Source organism: Kitasatospora sp. NPDC001527 (assembly GCF_040298605.1).
Lineage (GTDB): Bacteria > Actinomycetota > Actinomycetes > Streptomycetales > Streptomycetaceae > Kitasatospora.
Genome location: NZ_JBEPAM010000004.1, coordinates 107,277 through 122,372, shown reverse-complemented (window position 1 = coordinate 122,372; position 15,096 = coordinate 107,277). Strand labels below are relative to the sequence as shown.

At 74.1% G+C, this 15,096-nt stretch carries 13 protein-coding genes; 7 read left to right on the top strand and 6 right to left on the bottom strand.

From position 1 onward, the window contains the following. Positions 1–99 precede the first annotated feature (99 nt). The 3 genes from ABT238_RS05885 to ABT238_RS05875 all read left to right on the top strand — a co-directional run bounded on the left by ABT238_RS05885 (position 100) and on the right by ABT238_RS05875 (position 2,562). Complete coding sequence (locus ABT238_RS05885; RefSeq protein ID WP_350755668.1) at positions 100–1,200, top strand: PP2C family protein-serine/threonine phosphatase; 1,101 nt, start codon at positions 100–102, stop codon at positions 1,198–1,200. A gap of 106 nt (positions 1,201–1,306) precedes the next feature. Next, positions 1,307–1,702 (top strand): DUF3224 domain-containing protein, encoded by a 396-nt coding sequence (locus ABT238_RS05880; protein WP_350755666.1) that lies wholly within the window; start codon positions 1,307–1,309, stop codon positions 1,700–1,702. Positions 1,703–1,776: 74 nt separating this feature from the next. Further along, a complete protein-coding gene (locus ABT238_RS05875; RefSeq protein WP_350755664.1) occupies positions 1,777–2,562 on the top strand; it encodes a DUF5995 family protein in 786 nt (261 codons plus the stop codon). On the opposite strand, the gene ABT238_RS05870 is transcribed toward ABT238_RS05875, so the two are convergent. Continuing rightward, positions 2,523–3,962, bottom strand: coding sequence for a GuaB1 family IMP dehydrogenase-related protein (locus tag ABT238_RS05870; protein ID WP_350570849.1), 1,440 nt, complete (start codon positions 3,960–3,962; stop codon positions 2,523–2,525). The two genes, ABT238_RS05875 and ABT238_RS05870, sit on opposite strands and share 40 nt — an antisense overlap. A gap of 298 nt (positions 3,963–4,260) precedes the next feature. Between ABT238_RS05870 and ABT238_RS05865 the strand changes: the two genes are divergently transcribed. Together ABT238_RS05865 and ABT238_RS05860 are read left to right on the top strand one after the other, a co-directional pair. Further along, a complete protein-coding gene (locus tag ABT238_RS05865; protein WP_350755662.1) occupies positions 4,261–5,775 on the top strand; it encodes an SDR family NAD(P)-dependent oxidoreductase in 1,515 nt (504 codons plus the stop codon). A gap of 39 nt (positions 5,776–5,814) precedes the next feature. Further along, positions 5,815–6,270 carry a nucleotide triphosphate diphosphatase NUDT15 gene (locus ABT238_RS05860; protein ID WP_350570852.1) on the top strand — a complete coding sequence of 152 codons (456 nt, stop codon included), beginning with the start codon at positions 5,815–5,817 and terminating at the stop codon, positions 6,268–6,270. Here ABT238_RS05860 and ABT238_RS05850 read toward each other — a convergent pair. The 4 genes from ABT238_RS05850 to ABT238_RS05835 all read right to left on the bottom strand — a co-directional run bounded on the left by ABT238_RS05850 (position 6,260) and on the right by ABT238_RS05835 (position 12,434). After that, entirely contained in the window at positions 6,260–8,605 is a 2,346-nt protein-coding gene (locus ABT238_RS05850; RefSeq protein ID WP_502891401.1) for a collagenase, read from the bottom strand. The two genes, ABT238_RS05860 and ABT238_RS05850, sit on opposite strands and share 11 nt — an antisense overlap. 363 nt (positions 8,606–8,968) lie before the next feature. Then, complete coding sequence (locus tag ABT238_RS05845; RefSeq protein ID WP_350755660.1) at positions 8,969–11,203, bottom strand: FtsX-like permease family protein; 2,235 nt, start codon at positions 11,201–11,203, stop codon at positions 8,969–8,971. Then, positions 11,200–11,913, bottom strand: a complete 714-nt coding sequence (locus ABT238_RS05840) for an ABC transporter ATP-binding protein (RefSeq protein WP_350570857.1) — start codon at positions 11,911–11,913, stop codon at positions 11,200–11,202. Before ABT238_RS05840 ends, ABT238_RS05845 begins: the two co-directional genes overlap by 4 nt. Beyond that, positions 11,910–12,434 (bottom strand): PadR family transcriptional regulator, encoded by a 525-nt coding sequence (locus ABT238_RS05835; RefSeq protein ID WP_350570858.1) that lies wholly within the window; start codon positions 12,432–12,434, stop codon positions 11,910–11,912. The genes ABT238_RS05840 and ABT238_RS05835 overlap by 4 nt, the downstream gene beginning before the upstream one ends. Positions 12,435–12,837: 403 nt before the next feature. On the opposite strand from ABT238_RS05835, the gene ABT238_RS05830 reads away from it, so the two are divergent. After that, positions 12,838–13,515, top strand: coding sequence for an Rv1733c family protein (locus ABT238_RS05830; RefSeq protein ID WP_350755658.1), 678 nt, complete (start codon positions 12,838–12,840; stop codon positions 13,513–13,515). 25 nt (positions 13,516–13,540) lie between these two features. Beyond that, entirely contained in the window at positions 13,541–14,059 is a 519-nt protein-coding gene (locus ABT238_RS05825) for a GNAT family N-acetyltransferase (protein WP_350755656.1), read from the top strand. Between the two features lie 346 nt (positions 14,060–14,405). Here the strand turns inward: ABT238_RS05825 and ABT238_RS05820 are convergent, their stop codons facing one another. Continuing rightward, on the bottom strand, positions 14,406–15,074 hold the full coding sequence (locus tag ABT238_RS05820; protein ID WP_350570863.1) for a YoaK family protein: 669 nt from the start codon (positions 15,072–15,074) through the stop codon (positions 14,406–14,408). Positions 15,075–15,096: the final 22 nt, after the last annotated feature.

Here is a 15,096-nt window from a genome sequence, read left to right as displayed (position 1 = left end):
ACCCTACGTCCTCCCGGGCGGGGCGACCGGCGCCGGGATGCCGGTGGGGTGGGTGGCGGTGGAGAGTGGACGGGGGGCGGGTTCTGCGGAGGCGAGGGCGTGGGCGTGGGTGGTGACGGGTCCGAGGGCGGTGCGGCGCCGCTGCCGCCGCTGCCCCGGCGGACGCGGCTGCTGCTGTACGGCGCGTTCCTGCTGCTCGTCGGGGCCGTGCTGGCGGACCTGTTCACCGGGCCCGGCACCACCCTCTCCCCCGTGCTCGCCGTGGCGCCCGTGCTGGTCGGGGCGACCACCCGGTGCGCCCGGGTGCCGCTGGCCACCGGGGCCGGGGCCATCGTGGTGGCCGGGCTGCTGGAGGAGGGCAACACCCACCTGCCCGGCACCGTCCACCTCGCCTCGCTGATCACCATCACCGCCGCCACCCTCGCCAGCACCGCCAACGTGGTGCTGATCGCGGCCCGGGAGCGCGAGCTGTTCCAGGTCCGGACCGTCGCCGAGGCCGCCCAGCGGGCCCTGCTGCGCCCGCCGCCCGAACGGGCCGGCCCGCTGCGGATCGCCGTGCGGTACGTCGCGGCCGCCGCCGAGGCGCGGATCGGGGGCGACCTGTACGAGGTGGCGGACACGCCCTACGGCATCCGGATCCTGCTCGGCGACGTCCAGGGCCACGGCCTGCCCGCCGTCGAGACCGCGGCGGACGTCCTCGGCGCCTTCCGCACCTCCGCCCGCACCGAGCCGGACCTCGCCCGGCTCGCCGAACGGCTCGACGCCGCGCTGGCCGGCCGCCCGGCCGACGGGCGGTTCGCGACCGCGCTGCTGCTCGGCGTGCCGCCGGACGGCGCCGCCCGGCTGGTGAACTGCGGGCACCCGCACCCGCTGCTGCGCCGCGCCGGCCGCGTCATCGAGCTCGCCCCCGCCCGGCACGCCCCGCCGCTCGGCCTGCTCGGCCTGGCCGGCGACGGCGGCTACCGGGCCGACCCCGTCGAGCCGCACGCCGGCGACCTGCTGCTGCTGTACACCGACGGGGTCTCCGAGGCCCGCAACGCGGCGGACGCCTTCTACCCCCTCCCCGCCCGCCTCCCCCTGCTGCCCGCCACCGGCCCCGAGGAACTGCTGGACGCCCTCCTCGCCGACCTCGCCGCCTGGGTCGCGCCCGCCGGTCTCGCCGACGACGCCGCCGCGCTGGCGATCCGCTGGGAGCGGTGAAGGGTGGCGGGCAAGGCCGCACCGGGCCGGTTGTCGGTGGGGCGTGCGAGGGTGGGGATGCGGTCGGCACGGGCCGGGCGCACGGGCTGTTCGAGGGGACGGTGCCATGGGGAGCAGGGCGAGCGGGGCGTTCGAGCTGACGGCGTTCGAGCCGGAGGAGACGGACGAGCAGCCGGGGGCGACGGTCGGCCGGGTGCGGATCACCAAGGAGTTCACCGGCGGCCTGACCGGGTCGAGCGTGGTGCGGATGCTGTCCGTGCTGGACGGCACGGGCGGCCCGGCGGCGTACGCGGCGGTGGAGCGGTTCACCGGCACGCTGGACGGGCGGCCGGGGTCGTTCGTGCTGCAGCACGCGGCGCCGGGCAGCCACGGCGAGCGGCTGGCGATCCGGGTGGTCGAGGGCACCGGCTCGGGCGAGCTGGCCGGGATCACCGGGGTGTTCGAGCTGGAGGTGGACGAGGAGGGGCGGCACACGTACGTGCTGGACTACGCGTTGAGCTGAGGATTCGCCCGACCGGCGTGGCACGATGATGCGATCAGTGCACGATCGGCGCCGGAGGGTGACGGATGGTCGGGGTGTCCACACGGAGCACGGCGGCGGTCCGGGGCATCGACGCGGTGGTGCGCCGGCTGCGGGCGATCGCGGCCGGGCTGCCGCCCGCCGACGGGGTGGCGGTCTTCAACCGGATGTACCTGACCGTCACGCAGACCGTCCGGTCCCGGCTGGACGGGTTCGCCGACCCGGCCGCGATGGCCGTGCTCGACACCGTGTTCGCCTGGCGCTACCTGCGGGCCGTGGACGCGGTCGCGGCGCGCCGCCGGCCGCCGGCCTGCTGGCGGCCGCTGTTCGAGCTGCGCGCGCACCCGCAGGTGCACCCGGTGCAGTTCGCGCTGGCCGGAATGAACGCCCACATCCAGCACGACCTGCCGCTCGCCGTCGTCGACACCTGCCGGCGGCTCGGGCGGGAGCCGGACCACCTCGCGGGCGACTACCGCCGGATCAACGACCTGCTGGCGGAGGTGGAGGCGGCCGTGCGGGAGCAGCTGATGCCGGGGCCGGACGCGCTGGAGCGGTTCGAGCCGCTGACCCACCGGCTCGGGGCCTGGTCGGTGGACACCGCGCGGGAGGCCGCCTGGGGTTCGACCCAGGTGCTCTGGGAGCTGCGCGGGCGGCCGTCGGCGGCCGCGGCGTTCGGCACGGCGCTGGACGGCGCGGTCGGGTTGCTCGGCCGCGCGCTGCTGCTGCCGCTCGGGCTGGGCGCGGCGCCGGCCGGCCCGCTCCCCGGGGCGAGGAGCGGGCCGGCCGGCGGACGCGGGGGTGCTCAGGACCAGCTGGAGTGCAGCGGCTTGCCCTCGGCGTAGCCGGCCGCGCTCTGGATGCCGACCACGGCCTTCTCGTGGAACTCCTCCAGGGTGGCCGCGCCCGCGTAGGTGCAGGAGCTGCGCACGCCCGCGACGATGGAGTCGATGAGGTCCTCGACGCCCGGGCGGGCCGGGTCGAGGAACATCCGGGAGTGCGAGATGCCCTCCTCGAACAGCGCCTTGCGGGCCCGGTCGTACGCGGAGTCCTGCGCGGTGCGGTTGCCCACGGCCCGCTTGGAGGCCATGCCGAAGGACTCCTTGTACTGCCGGCCGTCGGCGGTGGTCTGCAGGTCGCCCGGCGACTCGTAGGTGCCGGCGAACCAGGAGCCGATCATCACATTGGACGCGCCGGCGGCCAGCGCCATGGCGACGTCGCGAGGGTGGCGCACGCCGCCGTCGGCCCAGACGTGCTTGCCGAGCCGGCGGGCCTCGGCGGCGCACTCCAGAACGGCCGAGAACTGCGGTCGGCCGACGCCGGTCATCATCCGGGTGGTGCACATGGCGCCGGGGCCGACACCGACCTTCAGGATGTCGGCGCCCGCCTCGACCAGGTCGCGCACGCCGGCCGCCGAGACGACGTTGCCCGCGACCACCGGGACCTGCGGGTCCAGGCCGCGCACGGCCCGCAGCGCGGTGATCATCGACTCCTGGTGGCCGTGCGCGGTGTCCACCACCAGCGCGTCGGCGCCGGCCTCCAGCAGGGCCTTGGCCTTGCCCGCGACGTCGCCGTTGATGCCGACGGTGGCGGCGATCCGCAGCTTGCCGGCGGCGTCCACGGCCGGGGTGTAGAGGGTGGCGCGCAGCGCGTTCCTGCGGGTCAGGATGCCGACCAGGCGGCCGTCGCGGTCCACCACCGGGGCCAGCTTGCGGTGCCCCTCGCTCAGCTTGTCGAAGGCGTCCCGCGGGTCGATGTCCTCGTCGAGCAGCAGCAGCTCGCGGGACATCACCTCGGAGAGCGAGGTGAAGCGGTCGACGCCCTGGCAGTCGGAGTCGGTGACGACGCCGACCGGCCGGCCGTCCTCGACCACCACCAGCGCGCCGTGGGCACGCTTGGGCAGCAGCGAGAGCGCCTCGGCGACGGTGGCGCCGGGGTCCAGGGTGATGGCGGTGTCGTGCACCAGGTGGCGCTGCTTGACCCAGCCGACGACCTCGGCGATGACCTCGGTCGGGATGTCCTGCGGGATGGCGACCAGGCCGCCGCGGCGGGCGACGGTCTCGGCCATCCGGCGGCCGGCGATGGCGGTCATGTTGGCGACGACCAGCGGGATCGTGGTGCCGGTGCCGTCGTTGGAGGAGAGGTCGACCCCCTGGCGGGAGCCCACGGCGGATCGACTGGGGACCATGAAGACGTCGTCGTACGTGAGGTCGTACGAGGGCATGAGGTCGTTCAGGAAGCGCATGAAGGGGGCTCTCTGGCTGGGAGAAAATACACCTCGGGTGCGGGTGCGGCACGGCCGCAGGGCGCACTCGGGCGCCCCTGCACCCGACGTTCGATTCTCCGTGAGCCGTTCGCCAAAAGCCAGTTCGACCACGATTGCTGGCGCTGCACACAAGCCATGATCGAAGCTCCGCGCGTAGACCTGGAGGATCCTCCAAATACTCGGCTTTTCGCCCCGGCCCGGACCGCTCCCGTAGCATTCACGCGGTAAACGCGGCGAACGCCGTGATCGGCGAGGCGAGCGGGAAAGCGGCGAAGGCATGACGGCGGGCGTGGACGCGGGGCAGCGGCAGGACGGCACGGACACCGGGTCCGTCGAGGAGATCGACTACGGCCCCGGCCTCGACCCCGAGCGGCTCCGGCTCTGCCTGGAGGTGCTGGCCGAGCTCGACGAACTGCACGTCGACCACCCGGACGCGATCACCGTCCGCCAGGCCGTCGGCGGCATATTCCGGACCCTGAAGCAGCGCCGCCGCCAGGAGACCCGGGCCCGCAAGACCGCCAACGACCGCGAGGTCACCGCGCGCACCGCGACCGGCGCCCCGACCCGGATCGACGACGAGACGGCCGGCGCCCTCGGCCTGACCACCGTCACCACCACCGAGATCGCCGGGATCCTGGAGCGCCCCCGCTCCTGCTACATCTGCAAGCAGCGGTACGTCGAGGTCGACGCCTTCTACCACAACCTCTGCCAGGACTGCGCGGTCAGGAACCGGGCCCGCCGGGACGCCCGCGCCGACCTCACCGGCAAGCGCGCGCTGCTGACCGGCGGCCGGGCCAAGATCGGTATGTACATCGCGCTGATGCTGCTGCGCGACGGCGCCCACACCACCATCACCACCCGCTTCCCCAACGACGCGATCCGCCGCTTCACCGCGATGCCGGACAGCGCCGACTGGCTGCACCGGCTGAAGATCGTCGGCATCGACCTGCGCGACCCGGCCCAGGTGATGGCGCTCGCCGACGAGGTCGCCGCGGACGGCCCGCTGGACATCCTGATCAACAACGCCGCGCAGACCGTGCGCCGCCCGCCGGAGTCCTACCGCGAGCTGGTCGCCGCCGAGTCCGCGCCGCTGCCGGCCGGCGCGCTGCCGCAGTCGACCACCATCGGCCGGTTCAACAGCGGCAGCGTCGACCTGCCCGCCCTGCCGCACCAGGCCTCCGGCGACGGCGAGCGGATCTCCGCCGAGGACGTCACCTCGCTCGCCCTGGTCACCGGCTCGGCGACGCCCGAGCGGATCCAGGCCGGCACCGCCATCGACGCCGGCGGCCTCGTCCCCGACCTCGCGGACACCAACAGCTGGGTGCAGACCGTCAGCGAGGTCGGCCCGGTGGAGCTGCTGGAGGTCCAGCTGTGCAACTCCACCGCGCCGTTCATCCTGATCAGCCGGCTGCGCCCGGCGATGGCCGCCTCGGCGTCGCGGCGCAAGTACGTGGTCAACGTCTCCGCGATGGAGGGCGTGTTCCAGCGCGGCTACAAGGGCGCCGGCCACCCGCACACCAACATGGCCAAGGCCGCGCTGAACATGCTCACCCGCACCAGCGCGCAGGAGATGTTCCAGACCGACGGCATCCTGATGACCGCCGTCGACACCGGCTGGATCACCGACGAGCGTCCGCACCCGGACAAGATGCGGCTGGCCGACGAGGGCTTCCACGCCCCGCTCGACCTGGTCGACGGCGCGGCCCGGGTCTACGACCCGATCGTCCGCGGCGAGCAGGGCGAGGACCTCTACGGCTGCTTCCTGAAGGACTTCGAGCGCGCCGCCTGGTAGGCCCGGCCGGGAACCGGCGGGCGAGAGGGAGGAACCGACGTGACCACCGCACCGATGCTCGGGGCCGGCGTGATCGTGCCCACCGGCGACGGCCGGGTGCTGATCGGCCGCCGCACCACCGCGGGCGAGCCGCCGACCTGGAGCCTGCCCGGCGGCAAGGTCGACCCCGGCGAGTCCTTCGAGCGGACCGCCGCGCGCGAACTGGCCGAGGAGACCGGGATCGTGCTGCCCGCCGGGGAGATGCGGGTGCTCGCGGTGCTGCTGGACCACGAGCTGGGCCGCCCCCGGCTGACCGCCGCGGTGCTCGCCCCGCCCAGTCTGGCGCCCGCCGTGGTCACCGAGCCGCACGCGTGCGGCGGTTGGGAGCGGCTGCCGCTGGACGCGCTGCCGTCGCCGATGTTCTACCCGTCCGGGCTGGTGCTCGGCGCCTGGCGGCCGGAGCTGGGCGTCGGCGCGCCGCGGCCCGGGACGCACGCGTACCCCGTCAAGGGGTGAGTCCCGCCCCGGTGTCGGGGCGGGACGCACCTCCTGCGGTCAGAACTCGCTGGTGACGGTCACCCCGCCGAAGCCCTGCTGGGCCTGGAGGCTGAAGAACACGTACCCGGCGGGCGGGTTGGTGACGGTCAGGGTCTCGGAGTTGTCCGGCCCCGCCGACCGCGTGACGTAGGCGTTGGTGTACGCCCAGCTGCCCCAGTGGTAGTAGAGGTCGGCGTTGCCGGTGCCGCCGCTGCTGGTCACCCGGATCTGCTTGGTGCCGGCCGGCACGTCGAGGTAGAAGTGCGCGTAGTTGCCGGTGGTCGCCGAGACCCCGGTGCGCACGCAGTTCTTGCCGAGCCCGCGGGTGTCGCCGCTCTCGCACGTCTTGCAACTGCGGGAACTCCGGCGTGGTGGCGCAGGCGCCGGTGGCGCAGGCGCTCAGCCAGCGGTCGAAGTCGGCGTCGTAGCGGGTGCCGATCGCGGCCGTGAGGGCGAGGGAGCCCTTCCAGTCACCGGCGCGCCACTTGGCGAGCAGGGCGTCCACGTCGCCGCGGTGCTGCTCCAGCATGTAGCGCACGGCCAGGTAGCCCCACTGGTAGACGCGGGTCTGGTCGCCGTAGGCGGTCTTGAAGAGCTCGCTCAGTCGGTAGGTGTGCCGCCCCGCCGCCTGGATCGCGGCCTGGTTGACCTGCTTGTGGTACGAGGTGGAGACGACCTCGGCGAGGCCCTCGGTCCACCAGATCAGCTTGCCCTCCCCGCCCTGCCAGAAGTTGCCCCAGAGGTTGAAGCGCGCGTCGAGGTAGTGGGTGTACTCGTGGTTGAGGTTGCGGATCTCGTAGCCCCCGCCCTGCGAGGGCTCCTCGTAGGCGAGGAAGCGGGCCTGGTTGCCCGGCGCGGAGGGGTCGTCACCCTCCAGGTAGATGCCGCCGTTGTTGGTGTCGGTGTCGAAGATCACCCGGCCGAGCAGGACGTACTGGACGTCGGAGTCGAAGGCGACGACCTCCAGGGCCGTGTTGTTGTCGCCCGCGACCGGGCCCCTGTCCCGGGAGACCGCGTGGAAGAAGGATTCCTGACCGTTCAGGCTGGCGCAGGCGGTGGCCAGCTGGGCGGCCGTCAGGTCCTGGCCGAGGATGCGCAGGGTCGGGCTGCAGGTGTGCCGGACCGGCAGGTAGGCGTCCTTGAACCGCTGCGCGTCGCCGCAGGTGCCGAAGTAGCCGCAGGCGCCGTTGTCGAACTTCTGGATGGAGGCCGCGGCGGCGGCCCGCTGGGGCCAGTTCGGCCCGGTGATGCCGGCGGAGTCGACCAGGTTCTTCACCAACGGGCGGGACCGCGGGGCGATCTCCTCGAAGGCCGCGATCCGGGTCAGCTCGTCGATCGCCTGGTAGACGGTGAGGGAGTTGTTGCGGTCGGTGTCCAGCAAGTGCGACTTGGCACGCAGGATGAAGCCGTTCAGCGCCTCAAGGAGGCCCGGGTCGTCCAGGACGGCCTTCTTGAAGTCCGCGTCCTTGTCGTAGACGCCCCGGTGCAGCACCTTGGCGAGCGGGTTGACCGCCCGCAGCAGGTTGGCATTGTCCCAGGTCTCCGGCTGGTAGGCGTTCAGGACCTGCTTGACGACGTCGACGTAGTCACCGGGCTTGCGGGGCACGTCGGCCAGCACCGTCGCGTGCTCCAGCGGAACGGCGTTGGCCGTGGTGGCGTCGAGCGCGTGGGGGTTGGCGAAGAAGGTGTGGACGGCCGTCTTGATCTCGTCCGGCAGCTTGCCGTAGGGGCCGACCAGCTCCTTGTTGTCCCACTGCACCGCGTAGCCGGCCTGCACGTAGTACATCAGCTGCGAGATCGCGTCACTGTCGTTGCCCTGGTAGGTGCGGGCGCTCTCGCGCAGTGCGTCGATGACGGTGAGCATCTGGGACTCGCGGAAGGCCCCGGCCGCGTACTCGGTCGGGATCCGGAACAGCCCGTCGACGCAGTCGTGGCTCGCCGCCTTGACGAGGCGGACCAGGGCCGCGCCGGTCCGGGAGAAGGACGCCGGGTTGCAGGCGGCGGCGTCCTCGGCCTCCGTGTCCGGGCCGAGCGTCCTGGCGGAGGGCGTGGGGGCCTCGGCCGGGGCGGAGTCGGAGTCCTGGAAAGCACGCAGCTCGGGAGCGCTGTTCTCCGGCTCCGGCGTCGCGCCGTGGTCGTGCGTCGACAGTTCGCTGTCGGCGCCGGGCGGGGGGAGTTCGCCGCGATCGGCCGGGGCGGTGGAGGGGGGCGCTGCGACGGGGGCGGCCTGGCTCCGCGGGGTGAACAGGCCGATCGTCAGGAGACAGGAGAGAGCGAGGATCAGAAGTCTTGCGAGGTGCGGGAGTCGTAACACGCGTGCGGTTCTCACGTGGGGCCTCCGGGCCTGGTTCGGCCGCATTGGGGTACGGCCGGTGGGGGTGAGGACCGGGGGCGACGGGGGGTCAATTGCTGTTCCGTCGCACGGTGGGGAGATGTGAGTACCATTACACATGTCACATAGCTTTCGGAAGTCCTCTTCACCTCCTCCCCATTGGCTCCGCAAGGGAGCCGGAGCGTCAATGGCGAACTGTCCGGACAAGTGTGATGAAGGGCGATCCGCCGGAATTCGGGCCGGACGCGCGCGAACCCCGCCGCTCGGGGACGGGGTTCGCGCGGACGGGCCGTCACCGGCCCCGAAGGGTCGGCCGTCAGCTCGGCCGTGAGCTCGGCCGTGAGGTCAGCCGTTGCGGGCCGCCTCCGGGCCGGTGATCCGCCTGAGCAGCGGCAGCGTGGAGGCGATGATGCCGAGCGACACCGCGAGCCCGAGCAGCACCAGCCCGAAGTACACCGCGCCCGGCGGGACCAGGTCGTAGTCCATCTGCGACTTGAGGAACATCGCCGCCGCGCCGAAGCCCGTCCCGGTCGCGATCGCGGCCACCACCAGCAGCGGCAGCGCGCTCTCCAGTGCGATCACCCGGCGCAGCAGGCCCAGCGGCGCCCCGGTGAGCCGGAGCATCGCGAACGGCCGGCGCCGGTCGGAGAGGCCGGCCATCACGCTGACCGCGAGGCTGCAGCCGGCGATCGGCAGGGTGGTGAGCAGGACGACGTCGGCCAGCTGCCGCCAGCCGGCGAGCATCTGCTGCTGCGCGGAGCCCCAGTCCCCGACCATCCGGGCGTGCTGCTCCGGGAAGGACCGGCTCAGCAGGGCGCGTACCCGCTCCATCGCGGCCGGCGAACCGTCGGTCGTCACATAGAGCGACTGCACCGGCAGGCGGGCGGCGGCCTCGGCGGTGATCGGCGCGGTCGGCCACTCGGTGGACTGCTGGGATTCGAGGCTCAGGAAGCCGTACGGCTCGACGGCCGCCACCTCGGCGCCGGGGGCGCAGTGGCCGACCACCGGGACCTGCGCGAGGTCCGAGCAGAGCGCCAGCACGGGCACCGCCCAGTCTGCCGGTACGGAGGGGTCGCGGGCCAGGCCGTCCGGGTTGGCGTGGACGACCGCCAGGCCCTGGAAGCCCGGGACGGCCCTCACTTCGGCCAGGACCCGCTCCGGCACGGCGGCGGCCATCGGCGGCTCGCCGGCCAGAGCGCCGTGCTCCACCGCGACCCGGGTCTGCGGGTCGCCGGCGAGCACGCCCCGGTTGTGGTCGATGGTGCCGATGATGGCGACCGTCGCGGTGGTGACGAACAGCGCCAGGATCAGGCCGGCCACCGAGCGGAACCCCGCCTTCGGGTCGTCCGCCAGCCTCCGGACCGCGATCAGGGTGGCCGGGCGGCTGGTCCGGGCGGCGACCGCGCGGGCGGCCGCCATGGTCAGCCAGGGACCGGCCACCACCAGGCCGAGCATGATCACCAGGAAGCCGGTCAGGTAGGCGGCGGTCTGCCCGTTGGTGGTCGCGGGGCGGCGCCCGACGAACCAGGCGAGCTCGGCGAGTCCCGCCAGCAGCGGCGCCACCCGCCAGGCGGTCGGCGGCTTGGGGGTGGCCCGGCGGCTGACGCCGAGCGGGGAGACGGTCACCCGGCGCAGCGCGAGCCGGGCGGCCACCGCGGCCGCCAGCGGGACGCCGAGCAGCACGGCCAGGGCCTGCGGCGCGGTGACGGTGAGATCCTCGACGAAGAAGCGCTCCCCGGTGAACGGGACGGTCGCCACCAGTGGGCGCAGCGCCAGGAACAGCCCGAAGCCGAGGACGGTGCCGGCGACGGCGGCCAGGGTGGACTCGGCGGCCGCGATCACGGTGATCTGCCGGGGCGTCGCCCCGACCAGGCGCATCGCGGCGTAGCGCTGCTCGCGGGTGGCGGCGGAGAGTCGGGTGGCGGTGCCGATGAAGATCACCACGGGGAAGAGCAGAGCCCCCGCGACCACCGAGAGGATCAGGGTCATGGCGTCGCCTCGGGTGCCGGTGGCCGGGCAGTCGCTCCGGCAGTCCGCCGGGAGTTCGGTGGCGATGGCGGTGATCCGGTGGGCACCCGGCCGGGCCGCGAGGGCCGCCGGATCCTGGCCGACGACCAGGACCAGGGAGTCCGGGGAGGCGAGCGCGGCGTCGCCGATCTCGCCGGTGAGCCGGCCGGGGAAGCGGTAGGCCAGTTGGTCGGCCGGCCGCTCGCGGATCAGCTCGGCGAGGGCGGGCGAGGCGTAGTACTCGCCCGCCGAGGGCAGTTTCGCCAGGCCCGGCGGGACGGGCGAGGTCGGCCCGGTGGCGGCGACCTCGATGAACAGGAGGCGCTTGCCGTCGTAGAACTCCGGGCTGTTGTCGCGCCACCAGAGCGGGTCGACGTCGGCGGTCTCGGTGCGGCTCTTCGCCCCGCTGTTGGCCCAGAGCATCCGTTCGTTGGTGGCGCCGACGGCGTTGACGGCGGCGAGCGTGGAGAGCAGCAGGCCGACCCCGACGGCCGCCGCGGCGGCGACGGTGAGCAGCCGGACGACGGCCTGGCGGCCGCCGCTGACGGCGAGGCGCAGGGCGAAGGCGATCACGAGGCGACCCGTTCCGCCGCCGGGCCGCCGGGGGCGTAGCCGGTGGAGAGCGAGCGGGCCCGGCCGTCGCGGACGATGGCCTCGCGGTCGGCGTAGGCGGCGACCCGGGGCTCGTGGGTGACCAGGACGACGGTGGTGCCCTGGTCTCGGGCGGCGGCGACCATCAGGGCCATCACCTGCTCGCCGGTGAGCGAGTCCAGCGCGCCGGTCGGCTCGTCGGCGAACAGCACCCGGGGGCGGGTCACCAGGCCGCGGGCGAGCGCGACCCGCTGGGCCTGTCCGCCCGACAGCTCGCCGGAGCGGCGCCGCTCCAGGCCGTCGAGGCCGAGCCGGGCGAACCACGGGCGGGCGTCGGCGAGGGCGGCGGACCGGCGGACGCCGGAGAGCAGCAGCGGCAGGGCGATGTTCTCCTCGGCCGTCAGTTCCGGGACGAGCTGGCCGAACTGGAACACGAAGCCGAAGCTGTCACGCCGTAAGGCGCTGCGCCGGTTCTCGTCGAGGTTGTCGATCCGCCGGCCCTCGAAGAGCACCTCGCCCGCGTCCGGGACCAGGATGCCGGCCAGGCAGTGCAGCAGGGTGGACTTGCCGGAGCCGCTGGCGCCCATCACGGCGAGCACCTCGCCGGCCTCGGCGGCCAGGCTGGCACCGCGCAGGGCCGGGGTCTCGCCGAAGGAGAGTTCGACGTCGCGGGCTTCGATCAGGGGGGTCATGCGCGCACCTCCGCGGCAAGGGCGTCCAGGCGGGCGGTGGTCAGGTCGATCCACCGCAGGTCCGCCTCCAGATGGAAGAGGCCGTGGTCGGCGAGCAGGGCGTCGACCAGCGGGCCGGTGCGGCGCAGTTCGGTGAGCTCGCGCATCCGTTGCAGGTGGGCGGCGCGCTGGGTGTCGAGGTAGGCCTCGGCGTCGCGGCCGAGCAGCAGGGCCAGCACGACCTTGGTGAAGAGCACGGACTGCAGGGTGGGTTCGGGCGCGACGGGCTCGGCGAGCCAGTGCTCGAACTCGGTCACGCCGGCCTCGGTGATGACGTAGCGCTTGCGCTCGGGCCCGTCGCCGGGCTCGGCCTCGCCGGGCACGACCTTGCCGTCGCGCGCCAGGCGGCCGAGGGTGGCGTAGACCTGACCGTACGGCAGGGGTTTGCCGCGGCCGAAGAAGGTGTCGTAGTCGCGCTTGAGGTCGTAGCCGTGGCTCGGCTCGCGCTCCAGCAGCCCGAGAAGGGTCAGGGGAACACTCATGGGGAGGACACTACACCAGAGGTATACATCGAGTGTATAGCTGGCGAGAATACGGCCCTGACCTGGTGAAACGCGATGTCGATCAGTGGATCGGGAGCCGGATGAGCAAACGCCGCGAGCGGGAGGCGGCCCCAACCCCGCCCCCCGCTCTGCACGGCGGCCCGGCGAGCCCCCACAGCGGGCCGGGCCTCCGCGTCCCCGGCACGAGAACGCGGCCGGAGCCCAGCCTGCCCCCTCGCCCCCCGTCCCGCCGAGGGCCGAACGTCCCGGTCCCGGCCTGCCGTTAGGGGCTTAGGGCCCGCCTCCCGGCTACCCACCGGGCTCTTGTGCGAGGGGCCGGTGCCGGGAGAGATTGGAATCCGACGGGGCCGAAGCACGCCAACAGCCGTGAGGAGCACGCATCGTGTCCAGCTCACCCCGCTCGGCCCGCACCGCGTCCCTGCCCCGGCGCACCGGCCGCCGGCTGCGCCGCGCCCTCGGCAGCCGCCGCACCGTCCAGCGCCACGAACCGATCGCCCGCCCCGTCGACCGGGCCCGCAGCCGGGCCTGGCTGGTCGCCGGGCTCGCCCTGCTCGTCGGCCTGGCCGGCGTGGTCACCGCCGCCGTCCTCGGCTACCGCGCGGCCGGGCGCACCGCCGAGGCCGAACGCGGCCGGCTGCACCGCACCGAGGCGCTCGTCCTCGGCAAGCTGCGCACCGAGGAGACCGGTGCCGGCCGCTGGAGCGGCGGCTACGAGAAGCGCACCGACACCTCGGTGTCCTGGACGACGCCCGACGGCGCCGCCCGTACCGGTACCGTCGAGGCGCCGCGCAGCACCGCCAGCGGCTCCACCATCGTCCTGTGGGTCGACGACGACGGCCGGCCCGCCACCGCTCCGGCCACCCGGATCGGCCTGGCCGTGGGCGCGGTCTGCACCGGGCTGGCCGGTTCGGCCACCCTGACCGCGCTGATCGGCGGCGCGCTCGCGCTGCGGCTGCGGGTGCTCGACCGGCGCGCGGACCGCGACTGGGAACGTTCCTGGGCGCGCTGGGAGCCGCGCTGGTCGGGGCGGGGGCGGGCCAGCCAGCCGCAGGACGACTGAACGTCCGATGATCCGAGGAGCACCGTTGTTCACCACCGACCGCCTGACCGCCCGTCTCTGGGAGCACACCGACGCGGAGCGCGCGTACGACCTGTACTCGCGCTGGGAGGTCGCCCGGTGGCTGGGCGCCACGCCGCGGGCGCTGGCGTCGCCCGACGAGGTGCCGGCCATGATCGACCGCTGGCGCGGGCGCTCGGCCGACCCCCGGTACGGCGTCTGGGCGCTGGAGCGGCGGGACACCGGCGTGGTGGTCGGCTCGGTGATGCTCCTCCCGCTGCCGGACGAGGACGGCACCGGGAACGGCGAGGTCGAGGTCGGCTGGCACCTCCACCCCGACTCCTGGGGTCACGGCTACGCCACCGAGGCCGCCCGCGCCGCCCTCGCCAAGGGCTTCGCCGACGGCCTCACCGAGATCTACGCCGTCGTCCGCCCCGACAACACCCGCTCCGCCGCCGTCTGCCACCGCCTCGGCATGACCCCGCAGGGCCGCACCACCCGCTGGTACGGCAGCGAGTTCGACTCCTTCCGCACCACCCACCCCTGACGCCCCGCCCACCCGCACCTGGGGCAGGAAGTCGGCCCGGCCGACTTCCTGCCCCACACCTCACGCACGCCCACCCGCCCCGCCCCCAGCGAATATGTAGACCGGTCCACAGATTCCCCAGCCCCGGGCGCGCACCTCGGAGTGGAAAGTCGGACAGGCCGACTTCCCACTCCACCCCCACCCACACCCGCTCCGCCTGGCCAGCGAATATGTAGACCAGTCCACAGATTCCCCAGCCTCGGCAGGCGCCTTGGAGTGGAAAGTCGGACAGGCCGACTTTCCACTCCAAGGGGCGCGGCAATGGTCAGTAGACCGGTCTACATATTTGGCTGGGGCACAGCGGGGCTCAGGGGTTGGGCCAGGGGGTGGTGGGGTGGCGGGAGGCGTGGTGGGTGAGGGCGGCGACGGTGAGGAGGAGGGCGAGGGCGGTGGCGAGGGCGACCGGGACGGTGGCGTGGAGCACGAGGAAGGCGCCGAGCAGGGCGCCCGCGAACATCCAGGCGGCGGAGGCGAGCCGGCGGGCGCCGGTGCGGTCGGCGGCCAGGGCGGTGAGCGTCATGGTCAGCACGGTGGTCGTCAGGTCCGGCACCTTGAGCGCGCGGACAACCGCGTTCTGCAGGCCCATCGCGGCACCCAGCACGCCGATCAGCGGGTACCGCACCGGATCGGCGGTGTGGCCGAAGGCCGCCGCGAAGGCGGTGCACGCGGCGAGCAGCACCGACTGCACGCCCGCCGTGGCGACCAGCAGCCGCCCGCGGTGGCCGGGCCGGCGTTCGGCGAGCCGGCCACCCGCCAGCGCGCCCGCCAGGAAGGCGGCGAGGGCGGTGAGCGAGGCCGTCGCGGACAGGCCCGGCGCCCCGGCCAGGGCGAAGCCGAGGAAGACCACGTTGCCGGTCATGTTGGCGACGAAGACGTGCCCGAGCGCGAGATAGCTCACCGCGTCGACCAGCCCGGTCACCACCGTCAGCACCAGCAGCATCGGCACCAGCGGACCGTGCCGGGGGTCGCCGCGCATCCACGTCCTCCTCGCCGGCCGG

What these genes read in the sequence shown, in the direction of transcription:
- ABT238_RS05880 (WP_350755666.1), top strand. Translation starts at nt 1,307, where the DNA reads ATGGGGAGCAGGGCGAGCGGGGCGTTCGAGCTGACGGCGTTCGAGCCG.
- ABT238_RS05820 (WP_350570863.1), bottom strand. Translation starts at nt 15,074, where the DNA reads ATGCGCGGCGACCCCCGGCACGGTCCGCTGGTGCCGATGCTGCTGGTG.
- ABT238_RS05840 (WP_350570857.1), bottom strand. Translation starts at nt 11,913, where the DNA reads ATGACCCCCCTGATCGAAGCCCGCGACGTCGAACTCTCCTTCGGCGAG.
- ABT238_RS05870 (WP_350570849.1), bottom strand. Translation starts at nt 3,962, where the DNA reads ATGCGCTTCCTGAACGACCTCATGCCCTCGTACGACCTCACGTACGAC.
- ABT238_RS05865 (WP_350755662.1), top strand. Translation starts at nt 4,261, where the DNA reads ATGACGGCGGGCGTGGACGCGGGGCAGCGGCAGGACGGCACGGACACC.
- ABT238_RS05835 (WP_350570858.1), bottom strand. Translation starts at nt 12,434, where the DNA reads ATGAGTGTTCCCCTGACCCTTCTCGGGCTGCTGGAGCGCGAGCCGAGC.